The organism is Acidovorax sp. NPDC077693 (assembly GCF_044542805.1).
Classification (GTDB): Bacteria; Pseudomonadota; Gammaproteobacteria; order Burkholderiales; family Burkholderiaceae_C; genus Acidovorax.
On record NZ_JBITVD010000024.1, the window covers coordinates 84,894 to 98,195 of the forward strand.

11 protein-coding genes and 1 pseudogene are annotated in these 13,302 nt (G+C 59.7%); 1 reads left to right on the forward strand and 11 read right to left on the reverse strand.

Translation table 11 applies throughout. The annotated features are described in order from the left end of the window. Positions 1 to 5: 5 nt before the first annotated feature. Complete coding sequence (tfpZ, locus tag ACIGHN_RS25990; protein ID WP_396507047.1) at positions 6 to 764, reverse strand: TfpX/TfpZ family type IV pilin accessory protein; 759 nt, start codon at positions 762 to 764, stop codon at positions 6 to 8. A 59-nt stretch (positions 765 to 823) separates the two neighbouring features. Here tfpZ and moaC point away from each other — a divergent pair, with 59 nt between their 5' ends. Further along, a complete protein-coding gene (gene moaC, locus ACIGHN_RS25995; RefSeq protein WP_396507049.1) occupies positions 824 to 1,327 on the forward strand; it encodes a cyclic pyranopterin monophosphate synthase MoaC in 504 nt (167 codons plus the stop codon). Positions 1,328 to 1,378: 51 nt separating this feature from the next. Here moaC and ACIGHN_RS26000 read toward each other — a convergent pair whose 3' ends face one another. From ACIGHN_RS26000 to sucC, 10 genes and pseudogenes are all read right to left on the reverse strand, one after another. Next, on the reverse strand, positions 1,379 to 3,100 hold the full coding sequence (locus tag ACIGHN_RS26000; RefSeq protein WP_396507051.1) for a Wzy polymerase domain-containing protein: 1,722 nt from the start codon (positions 3,098 to 3,100) through the stop codon (positions 1,379 to 1,381). Positions 3,101 to 3,211: 111 nt separating this feature from the next. Continuing rightward, entirely contained in the window at positions 3,212 to 3,709 is a 498-nt protein-coding gene (locus ACIGHN_RS26005; RefSeq protein ID WP_396507052.1) for a pilin, read from the reverse strand. Between the two features lie 202 nt (positions 3,710 to 3,911). Next, a complete protein-coding gene (locus ACIGHN_RS26010) occupies positions 3,912 to 4,700 on the reverse strand; it encodes an MBL fold metallo-hydrolase (protein WP_396507054.1) in 789 nt (262 codons plus the stop codon). Positions 4,701 to 4,710: 10 nt separating this feature from the next. Continuing rightward, a complete protein-coding gene (locus tag ACIGHN_RS26015; RefSeq protein WP_396507055.1) occupies positions 4,711 to 6,972 on the reverse strand; it encodes a CHASE2 domain-containing protein in 2,262 nt (753 codons plus the stop codon). Positions 6,973 to 7,062: 90 nt separating this feature from the next. After that, positions 7,063 to 7,716, reverse strand: coding sequence for an FHA domain-containing protein (locus tag ACIGHN_RS26020; RefSeq protein WP_056411189.1), 654 nt, complete (start codon positions 7,714 to 7,716; stop codon positions 7,063 to 7,065). Positions 7,717 to 7,760: 44 nt separating this feature from the next. Further along, positions 7,761 to 8,549 carry a Stp1/IreP family PP2C-type Ser/Thr phosphatase gene (locus ACIGHN_RS26025; RefSeq protein WP_082485727.1) on the reverse strand — a complete coding sequence of 263 codons (789 nt, stop codon included), beginning with the start codon at positions 8,547 to 8,549 and terminating at the stop codon, positions 7,761 to 7,763. A 17-nt stretch (positions 8,550 to 8,566) separates the two neighbouring features. Then, complete coding sequence (locus tag ACIGHN_RS26030; RefSeq protein ID WP_396507057.1) at positions 8,567 to 11,167, reverse strand: CHASE2 domain-containing serine/threonine-protein kinase; 2,601 nt, start codon at positions 11,165 to 11,167, stop codon at positions 8,567 to 8,569. A 260-nt stretch (positions 11,168 to 11,427) separates the two neighbouring features. Continuing rightward, positions 11,428 to 12,117: a TerC family protein gene (locus ACIGHN_RS26035; protein ID WP_056411194.1), complete on the reverse strand. Its 690-nt coding sequence runs from the start codon at positions 12,115 to 12,117 to the stop codon at positions 11,428 to 11,430. 152 nt (positions 12,118 to 12,269) lie between these two features. After that, positions 12,270 to 13,166 carry a succinate--CoA ligase subunit alpha gene (gene sucD / locus ACIGHN_RS26040; RefSeq protein ID WP_056411196.1) on the reverse strand — a complete coding sequence of 299 codons (897 nt, stop codon included), beginning with the start codon at positions 13,164 to 13,166 and terminating at the stop codon, positions 12,270 to 12,272. Between the two features lie 15 nt (positions 13,167 to 13,181). Next, positions 13,182 to 13,302, reverse strand: a pseudogene (gene sucC / locus ACIGHN_RS26045) (succinate--CoA ligase subunit beta); the annotation flags it as partial.

The following is a 13,302-nucleotide window of genomic DNA, read 5'->3' on the forward strand; positions in this document are numbered from 1 at the left end:
TTGTTTCAGAAGGAATCGAGGGGTAAAAATCCAACTGGATCTGCGGTAGTCGCGTCTAACAGGACAGTCCAGGCGTTTTCGCGACCCACCAAAGGAAGGTAGCGTACTTGATCCATAGACCTACCGGTCTTGCCAACGGCCGCATCAATGAGCGCCGCGTGAGTGGCAAATCGCGCATTCAGCTCGGATGCTGGCCTGGATTCCTTGAGTATTTCTGCCCGGCTTTGAGCGTATGGCTGCCACAGATCACCACGTGCGGCCAGGGGGGCTCCTCCCAGAGCAGCCATAGTGGCGTCAAACTGCTCCGCTGCGTTCTTGAACGGACGAAGGGCGATAGGGGTAGGGCCAGTAATGGGCAGGTTCTGCATCGATGCAGGTGCCATGGTCAGCAGTTTTGGATCGACATCGGCGGCATGAACCACGCTCATGCGGGAGTATTCGAAAACAAGGTGAACTGGGCGTGCTGTGAATACGGTCCACAAGCCGTAGCTCAACGCTGCCATCTGCAGCACACCGACAATTGCAAGGTCCGTCACCAGTTCTCGCCGTGGCTTGGCTTGGTTGAAAATAATCAACGTTAGCAGAGGGCCCATGACGGCATCTACACTTGCGACCAATAAAAAAAGGTTGCGGCCGCCCGAGATGTCCCCGTAAGGATACGGATACCACAGGACAAACACTAGAACGCCAGCAAGAATCGCAACGAAAAGGCTGATGCCTGCATGAATCCCACTGGCGCGCAGACGCCTTTTCCAGTTTTGCATGGTCTTATGATCCTTTTTGTTTGATGATTGTTCAACCTTAGCACTCAGCTTTTTACTGTATGTCCAAACTAACCCACTTCGATGATCAAGGGCTGGCTCACATGGTAAATGTGACCGCCAAACCGGTCACCCACCGTTCCGCGGTAGCCCATGGCCGTATCGCGATGTTGCCGCAAACACTAGCTTTGATTGAAGCCGGGACGGCGAGAAAAGGTGACGTGCTGGGTATTGCTCGCATTGCGGGCATCCAAGCAGCCAAAAAAACCAGTGATCTGATTCCGCTGTGCCATCCGCTTGCGCTGACGCGTGTTGCTATTGAATTTACAGCTGTCGAAACTCACCCATCGAACTCCATAGGCATAGTTTGCACGGCCACTGTTGAAACAGTGGGGCCCACCGGTGTGGAAATGGAGGCACTTACAGCTGTGCAAATTTCTTTACTCACCATCTATGACATGTGTAAAGCCGTCGACAGGAGGATGTCCATCCACGACGTTTGTGTCTTAGAAAAGCAAGGTGGGACGTCAGGGCGTTTCGTTGCGGACTCCAACTATCCAGTATGAACAATCGTCTTGTCTCTTCACTGTTCAAAGTACCTTGTCGCTTGTCGCTTATCAATTTGCTAGACTCGGGGTCGTGAATATTATTTTCGATAATTCGGGATGTGTGCTAAGTGCTAGTCGTTCCCATTCTTTTTTTGCACTCCGACATACGCTATCCGGCTGTATAGAGCACATTTTTCTCAAGGTTGTAAGGGCATTTTCCGGCTGATGATTGAGTGCCTGAGCCAATGCATACTTGAACATGGGCGCTGCATAGGCGAATCTCTCGGAATTGCGGCGCATCGTTTCCAAATCTTTTTCGGACATGCCAGGGCGAGCTTCGCTGCGAGAAAACCGCAAAAAATTCTGAAGACTAGTAAGTAAGACTACAGATGGAGGGTCGAATTTTTCAAGATTTCCAATTTTTGCTTGTTGAAATCGCATTAGCTCCCAATCCGTCTCAATGGGGAAGTAATCAATGACAGCCAATGTGGTCAATCCACCCACATAAAGCGTACAAGCGATGATCATCCCGTGGAGTTTTTTCATGGGTGGCAATGGACTGATCGAGATGGGTCTTAGTATCGCCTGTGCAGATAATGAGCCCATGAGGAATCCAACGGGAAGCAAGAAATAAATGTAGTTCAAAGGAAATTCAACCATGGCATGATTGAAAACCACTGCTACTCCCGCAAGAGTAGTCCATCTCAATGGATCATTGCAGTACCGCACTTGATGGTAAAACCAATATGCCAAACTAGAAATGATTGCCAGCGCAACAGGTAACCCGTTCCAAAGCGCTAAATCAAAGAGCAGGTTATGCGCGCTTTCCAATAGCAAGTGCGTTGCTGGATGGTCAAGAGTTACAGCGAGCTGCGCTAGACTTACTTGCCCCCAGCCATAGCCAAATAAAGGCTCTCGTGCTATTGCGTCTAGCATGGAAAGCCAGATAACACTGCGAATGCCTGTATTGCCCATTCGTTCTAGTGCGGTACTTGTACTTGCGTTTAAAAGAAGTAAATTGTCTAAAATTGGCCACAACCACATTGCCAAAAAGAAAAATGCCACTCCCGTGATAAAGGCTGCTGGCGTTGTTCGAAGTTTGCATCGTTTACGCAAAAAAGCATAAGCCGGCACCAACCAAACAAGGGCGAGCAGAGCTGATCGTGATCCGGTCATGACTAGTGCCCACAGCAACATGAATGCAGCAACAATCGCCAAAGAAGCGCGCACTCGGCGGGCCTCCCACAGAAATGCTAGGCCGGCAATGCCTAATAGTAATAGCGTGGCCAACTGGTTGGGTTGTGCTAGATTCGCAAAGGGGCGGGCGGTTGGTGGGATCTCCGCAATGTATATTCCCTGATAATTAGGCATCAACCATTGATGAACGGCGATGCCAGCGGATAGAAGTGCTGACACCAGCAAAGCTGACCACAATATTTCGATAGGGCCGTTTGTTTTTTTATTGCCGTGTTTGACATTTTCCGTTGATAGCGCGCCAGCACGGGCAGTTAATGCAAAGCCCATTAAGTAAAGGCTCGCCATCCAAGCATCTGTGGCGAAGTAAATCTGCCCTGCCATGAACTGTATGAGAGGGACCATTGCCAATGCTCCAACTGCGTAGGTTGGCGCTGGGATCGGCCCTGATCGTGTGCTACTCCACGCTATTATGGGAGCAAATGCCAATGCTGCCACGAATTCTTGATGAAAGCTAAACCAAGGTGAAGAGTGATTGGGCAGCAAGTAGGCCAAGCACAGCATTGCGCCAGCCCAAATAAACACTTTTTCTTTCACGTAATTCCTTGGCTCGAAAGTTGCATATGCAAAAAAAGCGGCGTGCCAATGGCACGCCGCTTTTCTGGAAATTCTGCTTTGCAAGCAGAATCTTGGAGCGCGCTTAATTAATTAACCGCGGCAAGACCCAGGCAAAAACTTAGCAGGCATAGGATCGGCACCGCCAGGGCCGCAAACCCATTTGTATACCACAACATTAATGTTGCCATTGGCGATCTTGGTGGTCTCATTCAGATACGGAGTCATTTGGACAGTCTTGCTCTTGGCATCTTTAAGGCTGGTATCATCTGACGATGTAATGGTCACCATGCCGGTATTATCGGTTCTGACAGACTGGACGTATTTTGTGACTTTGCTGGCAGCCGTATTTGCAGTATTTTGCTCGCAACCCCATGTATCTGCCGCTGGAAGTACAGAGCTAGAAATACTCTGAATAGTTTCGGTAATGCTGGTACGGCACGATGAGCCTGCTAGGATAATTTCCGAAACCTTCGCGCGGATTGTGTAATCCTGATAGGCAGGAAGTGCCACAGCAGCCAAAATACCAATGATCGCGACCACGATCATCAATTCGATCAAGGTAAAACCCTTTTGAATAGAACGCTTCATAAATTTCTCCTGGGAGTAGGTTGCATCGATACACCTGTCGAAAGTTCTCCAGGCTGAGCAAAGAGTTGCAGTTTTTGTGCCAGGTGGCCAATAGTAAAATTGCAGCTAGGCAGATCAATGAAACACGCGTCAAAAAGTCAATTTTGTAAGAAATGTCTGCTTTTGGTACGAATTTGACAATTTTGTTCTTTCGGGGGTGACGCTAAAGTTCAAACGACTGGCCGGCCTGCAACCACTGGATGTCGTGGGCAACTAGCAATCTATGCATCATGATCCCTGCGGTTCCAATTTCGCTCATGATCAGAGCAGTCTCCGAGGGCTTCGTATGCGTTATGAAAATTGGATATGTACGGTCCTGCGCAATACACGCCAACTCCGCCGCCAGCGTGGCTGGTGAAAGATGCAAGCTCCGCTTTGCCAGCTCCTGCTCCCGGTTGCTGAAAGCAGTCTCAATAACGAGTAGCGCGACTGGAAGCTGGTTGACGCGTGCCCAGAAAGCGGGGTTGCGCTCCGTATCCCCACTGAAGACCCACCATCCCGTGTTGCCCTTGATGGCATAACCCACTGCAGGCACGGAGTGCACTGCGGGCAGCGCCTCCACCGCAAGATCTGCCACCTGCAAAACTTCGCCTTCGGCAATTTGCTGGTAGGTCAAAAAGGGGTTTGACGCGCTCGGGATACGGCTGAAATCCGGCCAGATGACGTTGTTAAAGATGTGAGTTTGCAGTGCGTCGATGGTTTCGGAGGGCGCATAAACCGTGACAGGCGCAGTGCGTAGCGACGACACGGCGTCCAGCATCAATGGCAATGCCGCGATGTGGTCCAGATGCGAATGGGTGAGGAGCACATGGTCGATCTTGCGCATTTCGTCCAGGGTCAGGTCACCCACCCCGGTACCTGCATCCACAAGAACGCTCTCGTTGATGAGGAATGAAGTAGTCCTGCAGCCCTTGGCAATGGCCCCGGAGCAACCCAGCACGCGAACCTTCATGCCGACCTTACTATTTAGTTTCGAAATTCGTGGCGTAGTCCCACGCGGGATCAAATGCTCGGCCGTGCGAATCCTTTACCCGTTCCATGTAAAGGTCAAGGATAGGGGATGCACCTTGAGTGTGCTTAAACCGTGCCAGCAGCTCGCCGCATTGTGCCCAGTTCTGAGCGCGATAGGCATCAAGAGCCTCACGCCAGATCAATAGACTTTCTAAAGCGGCCTCGGATTGCCACTCCAATGCACCCGTTGGCGAGTAAATTGATACAGCCTGTGCCTTGCCTTTGACACGAACCCTATCAAGTTCCAACCACGCAAATTGCGGCGCTTGCGCACACGTGGTTTCACTTACCACGGTGCGTACGCCGTAGTGCTTCGACAAGCCTTCCAGTCGCGAGCCAAGATTGACGGCATCTCCGATCACCGTGTAGCTGCGCCTAATATCCGAACCCATGTCACCCACGCACATGATGCCAGTATTGAGGCCAATACCGATCCCAATCTGAGGCAGTCCGCGCTCGCGGTGGAGCACATTTACCTCTTCCACCGCATCTGCCATGTCCAACGCAGCCTGAACGGCCAATCGGGCATGGTCAGGAGTCGGCACCGGCGCGCCCCAAAACGCCATTACGCAGTCCCCCATGTACTTGTCGATGGTTCCCCGATGACTGCGGATAATGTGGGTCAGCCTGCTGAACACGTCGTTGAGCAACGCCTGCAATTGCAACGGCTCCATCTGTTCTGACATGGCTGTGAAGCCTCGCATGTCGCAGAACATGACCGTGAGCTCCTGGTTGCTGGCCTGCATGCTGTAGTTGTCGGGCTGCTTGACCATCTCGTCCACCAGTTCTGGCGGGACGTAAGTGCCGAACAGCGCGGCCAGTTCCCGTTTGGAGCGGCTTTCCACAAAGTAGCCGTAGACCATGTTCAGCGTGAACGCCAAAACAACCATCACGACCGCGCTGGCCAGGGGCAGTGCCAGCCCGTGGCTGAGGTAGAGCCACAGGTTGAGGGCCGTCAAGCCGCTCACCAGTCCCACGCTCATCAAGACCGCCCATGCCGCTGACAGCGCAGGCAAAGCGAATGCCAGCAACAGGCCCGCGCACAGCAATTGCAAGGCGTCAAATCCGGCGGCGTAGTCCGGTCGCACAATGTTCTTGCCGTCCAGAAACGCGGACAGGACATTGGCATGCGTTTCGACGCCCGGGTAGGCGCGACCCACGGGCGTGACCCTCAAATCCAGCAAGCCGGGTGCTGTGGAGCCGACCAGGATCAGCCGGTCCTTGAGTTCGTTCGCAGCGAGCCTGCCTTCCAGAACGTCTGATGCGGAAAGATAGCGGAAGGATCCACCGCCAACATCGCCGGGGCCGCGAAAGGGAATGAGGGTGGCCAGCCGGTCATCCACCGGAAGCGCCAGCGCACGCCCGTCCTGCACCAGTGCAACGCTGTGCAGCGTGTCATAGGTGCCGTCCGGCGCAGGGTTTGCAAAGCCGGGGTGGATTTCGGGCAGGCCCAACGCGGTGCGAAACATCGCAAGGGCAAGCGACTCATAGTACTTGCCCTGGTACTCTGCGAGCAAAGGCAGTGCCCGCACCACCCCGTCCTCATCGGTCACGGAGTTGAAGAAGCCGGCGATGGGCACTGCACCAGCGAGAACGCCGATGTTGCTGCCGTACCCTCCCCATGAATAGGCCTTGAGGGGCAGGCCACGCAAGCGCTCTGCCGGAAGTGCGGGAGGCGGCAGGACGCCCTTGGTCCGGCCCTCCTTGTCACTGGTGAGGTAGTAGCCCAGCACGGCCGGGCGCCCCTTCAATGATTCAGCGAAGAGCGTGTCGAAGTCCAGGGATGGCGCCAGGCGCTCCAGCTGCGCCTTGAATGCGGGTTGGTCGCTCAGCGCACCCTGGGCCAGTTGCTGCAGGTTGCGGAGTCCGGAGCTTCCATCGGTCTCCGCAAAAAGAACATCGAAGCCCACCACCGCCACCTGTTGCCGCTCGAACAGCTCTTGGGCCAGGGTGGCCATCTTGTCCCGGCCCCAGGGCCAGTGGCCTACCCGCTCCAGGCTTTTTTCGTCGATGTCGACGATGACGATGCGCTCGTCCAGCGTGCGCGGCATCGTGGCGCGCAATCGGATGTCATAAAAGATGTTGTCCAGCCGCTCCAGCATCTGCAGGGGGAGAATGCCTGACAGGTGCAGCAGCGCAAAGACAAGAGGGATCAGCGTCACCGCCGTGCGCCGCCAGCGTCGGCGAGCCAGCTGTGCGATGTGCTTCCACATGACTTCCGTCCGGCGTGGGTGGTGCGGGGATCGGAAGTCCGGGCCGATGGCTCAGGCTGTGCTGCTCGGCCCGTTCATTCAGCCTGCGCGTCAGGTCTGCTCGAACTGCATTTCCGTCCCGGCCAGCTCCAGCCGGTCACCGTTCTTCAGGGGCACGGGCGCACTGCCGATGGATGTGCCGTTGAGCAGCGGCATGTCCGGCCCTTCCACATGGGCCAGCACGAACCCCTGGTGGCGTTTGGTGATGGAGGCAACCGCCACGCCGGGCTTGCCGATGGTGGTGACGACCTTTTGCAGGGAGACTTCACGCCCGGCCGCAGCGCCGGACATCACGCGGATGACTGCCGAAATCGGCGCCACGGGTGCCGCGCCCAGGGGCGCTGGCCGGGAGGCTGTGCCCAAGGGCGGCACCATCCCCGGCTTGAAGATCATCGTCTTCTCGAAGTTCTGGCCCTCGGCCTCGTGCAGGAAGCGGATCTTGTACTTGCCCACCTCGATGGTGTCGCCGTTGCGCAGCTCCTGGCGCTTCACGGCCTTGGCGTTCACATAGGTGCCGTTGGTGCTGCCCAGGTCCTCGATCTCGACATCCTGCTCCAGCATGTGAATGACCGCGTGCTCGCCACTGACCGCAAGGTTGTCGATCACGATGTCGTTGTACGGGCGACGGCCGAGCGTGGTGCGCTCTTTGGTCAGCTGGACTTCCTTGATGACGACGCCGTCGATTGAAACGATCATTTTGGGCATGATCCACTCCTGATGTGATGAGTAATTGTTGTATTGGGAGCCAGTCACGAGGCTCCGAGCAATCGGGACACAAGGCTGCGTTTTTTGCCCCCTGCCGCAGCCTGCACCAGCAGTACGCTCACGTTATCACGCCCGCCGTTCGCGTTGGCGGTGTCGACGAGCAGTGTGGCTTTTTCTTCCAGCGGTATCGGTGCACGCACCAGCTCGGCCAGGTCCGCGTCGGCCACCATGTCGGTCAGGCCATCCGAGCACATGAGGAACAGGTCGTTGGGCGCCACCTGGAACTCGTTGACTTCCATCATCACGTTCGGCTCCACGCCCAGTGCGCGGGTGACGAGGTTGCGGTTGGTGGACAAGGCGGCCTGCTGGGCCGTGAGCAAGCCGGCATCGACCTGCTCCTGCAGCCAGGAATGGTCCCGTGTAATCTGCTGCAATGCACCATCGCGCAGGCGGTAGCAGCGGGAATCGCCGATGTGGCCCAGGATCAGCCGGCTGCCGTGAAACACACCCACCACCAGCGTGGTGCCCATGCCCGCATACTGGGGGTTCGACAGCGACGCCCCCAGGATGGCGTGGTTGGCGTTTTCCACGCAGATCTCCAGCGCCCGGCGGACATCGGTGGTCTGCGGCGTGGTGCCCGCCTGGCCGAGCCATCGGGCCATTTCCGTGCGGATGAAAGTGGTCGCCATGCCGCTGGCGACTTCGCCGGCGTTATAGCCCCCCATGCCATCGGCCAGGATGGCGACCTGTGCATCGCGGTCGACGGCTACCGCGTCTTCATTGTTCGTACGCACGCGACCCTTGTCAGTCCGCGCGAAAAATTCGTAGGTCATGGATGTTGGGGCGAGCGTCATCGGGCGCTTGAAATCGGCGGGGACGCCGCGGCCCGCCCCGCGGGTGTCTCCGTCACGGTTTCCTGAAAATCCACCATCTCATGCCCTGTTGCATCGCGGTCCGCATCATAGACGACTGCCCCGGCCTCCGGTGCACCCGTCTGTCCGGCCTGGGCGCCCGCCTGCCGCAGAGCGTCTGCAAACTGCCGGCCCGTTTGGTACCGCGCCTCCGGGCGCTTTTGAAGGGCTGTGGCCACCACCTGGGCCACGGCCGGCGAGAGCTCGAGCCGCAGCTGGCGAATGTCCGGCGCATCCACGTTCGCGATCTTGTGCATGAGCTCCGTCATCGACTCGCCACGCAGCGGCAGCGAACCCGTCAACAGCTGAAACAGCGTGACGCCCAGCGAATAAAGATCAGATCTGCCGTCCACCTTCTTGCCCGCCAGCTGCTCGGGCGACATGAAGCTGGGCGTGCCCAGCACGAGGCCCGTGCGCGTCTTGCTGGAGTCCGTGATGCGGGCGATGCCGAAATCCGTGACCTTCACGGTATCCGTCGCGCGGTCGAACATGATGTTGGCTGGCTTGATGTCGCGGTGCACCACCTGGTGGGCATGGGCATAGTCCAGGGCCTGGGCGACCCGCGATGCGATGGACAGCACGGTGGCCACCGGCAACAGCTGGTCGGCGCGGCACGCTGGCGCCAGGTCCGCGCCTTGAAGGAACTCCATGGCGATGTAGGCCAGGTCGTGCTCCTCGCCGGCATCGAAGATCGTCACGATGTGCGGGTGCTGCAGGCGCCCCGCGGTCTCGGCCTCCCGAAAGAAGCGGGTTCGCGCGTCCACCAGCGCATCGCCTTCGAACTCATCGCTCAAGGCCAGCGTCTTGATCGCCACCACGCGGCCGATCTTCGGATCGCGGCCCTGGTACACGATGCCCATGGCGCCTTTGCCGAGTTCCTTGTCGATGTGATAGCGGCCCAGCATCGGAATCGCAACGCCCGCATCCCCCGGCAAATGCGGCAGCTGCGACAACGGCGATGGGAGTGACGACGGTGTGCTGGGCGGCGCATCGGCGGCCTGCAGCTGGGCGCGGATCCGCTTGTAGCGGCTGCGGGCATCCTTGTAGTCGCGGTTGTGCTGGAGGATGTGCTTGTAGACCGCCTTGGCCTTGGCCAGGTTGCGCTTGCGTTCGAAGTCCTGGGCCAGGTGGTAGAGGTTGTCCAGCACCGCGTCGCTGGCGGGCACCTTGCGCAGGCGTTCGAACGCCATGTCCAGCTGCCCCTGGCCCTGCAGTGCCAAGGCCATCATGCGATCGGTTTCCGCGGCATCCGCCGACGGGGCCTGGCTGGCCGTGCTGCGCAGCGACAGGGCCGTGACGGCAAGCCACCCGGCGATCAGGGCGACCACGCCTGCGACCAGCGGTATCCACAGGCCCGCGTGGCGCAGCAGGGCCCACTCCAGGCCCGCCAGCACGACGACCACGGTCGCGGTGGCCACCCAGCCCGCGGCACGGGAGAGTTTGGGAAGCACCAGCGCTGCGAACACCAGTGCCAGTAGCGCGGCACCCCAGGACGCTGCGGGAGCCCACGAAGGACGCAGCACGCCTTGGCCCAGCCGGATGGAGGACACGGTGTGCGCCAGCACCTCCACCGGGTATGCGGCCTGCCCGCCTGGCAGGGCCTGCGGTGCGGCCAGGGAGTCGCTCAGGGCGCCCACCAGCACCAGCTTGCCGCGGAAGGTCTGCGGCGGCACCTTGCCCTGCAGCACGCTGGCAGATGGCGTCACGGCAAACGCCGGCGCGGCGTTCTCTGCCGGCGCATGAAACCGCGGGCGCAGCACCGCGGAGGCGTCGGTGGCGACATGCAGGCCGCCCAGGCGCAGGCCCCGGGACGCCTCTTCCACGCGCAACTCGCCGGGGCCGAGGTGCAGGCTGTGGCGCACTGCGAGCAACGCGAGTGACGGCAGGCCGATGTTGTCGTGGCGCACCAGCAAAGGTATCTGCCGCACGACCCCATCCGCGTCGGTGTCGGCGACCCAGTGGCCCACGCCCGCTGCGGCGGCGCCCAGGCCGGCGGTGGGGTACTGGATGGAGGGGGGCGCGATGGCGAACGCGCCAGGGTCTGGCAGCGCGCCGCGGTGTGCGTAGGAGGGCAGTGGCAGCGACGCGCCGCTCGGCGCATACCGGGAGGCCAGCAGGACGTTGCCCGCACGCTGGAGGCTGGCCGCCAGGCGCGCGTCGGTGTCCAGGTCGTTTTCCGCTGCGGCGGCCAGCTGGGCCAGTTCGGTCGATGTGGCCGATGTGTCCCCGGAGCGCGCCAGCGTTTCGCGGATCTTGCGGATCTGGGCGAGGCCGCGATCGGATTGCGGCTCGAACAACGGGCCCGTCAGGACGATGGTCTTGGCGCCCGCCGCCGCCAGTTGGTCGACCAGCCTGGCGTCCAGGTCGCGTCCCCAGGGTCGGTTGCCCAGCGCCTGGAGGCTCGCGTCGTCGATGCCGACGATGGCGATGTCGGGCAGCGGAGCAGGTGCCGTGATGCTGGCAGCAGCGTCATAGACGAAGTTTTCCGCCCGCTGAACGGCGCCGCTGGCCACCAGCAACGCCGTCACCCCAGCAGCCATCACAGCGGCCAGGACACCGTCGGTACGCCATTGGCCACGCTGCCGTCCCGAGGTTGTTCGTCCCACTTGCTATCGTTCCGCTCTGAGTTTGAAGTGGGTTCGAAGCAATATCTGCGCCCAGCGCCAACCCCTGCCCAGAGCGGCCCGGCAGCCGCAGGATGCCCAGTGGCCCGGCATGGGCCCTGTCGTTCTTGTCGCGCTGCAGGCCCCTGGCAGCATGGCTGCTGCCATTTTTGTCACATGCGGAGGGCCTGCGGCGTTCAGGCGGCGGCGCTGGCTCGGCGCGAGCGGTAAGCCCAGAACTTGCCGGCGCCCACCACGAGGGCCGCGCCCAGGGCCGCTGCCACGTAGTGGAGTGACGGGTGCGCTGCCACGTAGCCGTGCAGCGCCGCATCGTTGGCGATGGTTTCGCCGCCCACCCAGCCGATCAATGCAGCACCCAGCAACACGATGACGGGAAAGCGCTCCATCAGCTTGATCATCAGCGTGCTGCCGAAGATCACCAGCGGAATGCTGATGGCCAGGCCCAGCACCAGCAGCACCACGTTGCCGTGGGCGGCTGCCGCCACGGCGATCACGTTGTCGAGACTCATCACCAGGTCGGCAATCAGGATCGTGCGCACGGCGGCCATGAGGCTGCCGTAGGTCTTGGACTCGCCTTCGTCTTCCTCGTCATCGCTCAGCAGCTGAAAGCCGATCCACAGCAGCAGGCAGCCGCCGATGATCTGCAGGAACGACAGCTCCAGCAGCTTGGCCGCCACGACGGTGAGCAAGATCCGCAGTACCACGGCGGCGCCGGAGCCCCAGAAGACGGCTTTTCTCTGCTGATGGGGGGGAAGCGAGCGGGCCGCCAGGGCGATGACCACGGCGTTGTCGCCCGAAAGAATGATGTTGATCCAGACGATCTTCATCAGGCCGATCCAGAAATCGGCACTTTGCACAAACTCCATACTGAACTCCACTGTTATGAATGCAAGAAGCGCCGGGAACCAGGGTTCCGAGCGCTTCTCTTTTTATTGGAGCGGCCAGTTTATCTGGCCTGGCGGTCGCGGGCGTCCGTAATTGTGCTTACGAATGCCCGTGCCGCAGTGTGGCAGGCAGCTTACTTGAGCTGGGCCTTGAGCAGCTTGCCCAATTCCGAAGGGTTGCGGGTGATGATGAAGCCCGACTCTTCCATGATGGCCAGCTTGGCATCGGCCGTGTCGGCGCCACCGGAGATCAGCGCGCCGGCGTGGCCCATGCGCTTGCCGGGAGGGGCGGTCACGCCAGCGATGAAGCCCACGATAGGCTTCTTCATGTTGGCCTTGCACCACTGGGCGGCTTCGGCTTCGTCAGGTCCGCCGATTTCGCCGATCATGATCACGGCGTCGGTGTCCGGATCGTCGTTGAAAGCCTTCATCACGTCGATGTGCTTGAGGCCGTTGATGGGGTCGCCACCAATGCCCACGGCGCTCGACTGGCCCAGGCCCACTTCGGTCAGCATGGCCACGGCTTCGTACGTCAGCGTGCCGGAACGGCTCACGACGCCGATGCGGCCCTTGCGGTGGATGTGGCCGGGCATGATGCCGATCTTGATTTCGTCGGGCGTGATCAGGCCGGGGCAGTTGGGGCCCAGCAGCAGCGTCTTCTTGCCGCCGGCGGCTTCCTTGGCCTTCATCTTGTTGCGCACTTCCAGCATGTCGCGCACGGGGATGCCTTCGGTGATGCAGATGGCCATGTCCAGGTCGGCCTCGACGGCCTCCCAGATGGCGGCGGCAGCGCCTGCGGGCGGCACGTAGATCACCGACACGGTCGCGCCGGTCTGCGATGCGGCTTCCTTGACGGAGGCGTAGATCGGGATGTTGAAGATCGACTCACCGGCCTTCTTCGGGTTCACGCCTGCCACGAAGGCGTTCTTGCCGTTCGCGTATTCCTGGCACTTCTCGGTGTGGAACTGGCCCGTCTTGCCCGTGATGCCCTGGGTGATGACCTTGGTGTCTTTGTTGATGTAGATCGACATGTGTGTTCTCCGGGCTTACTTGACGGCAGCAAAGATCTTGTTAGAAGCTTCGGCAATTGTGTCTGCGGCGATGATGTGCAGGCCGGACTCTGCCAGCATCTTCTTGCCCAGTTCTTCGTTCGTACCCTTCATGCGC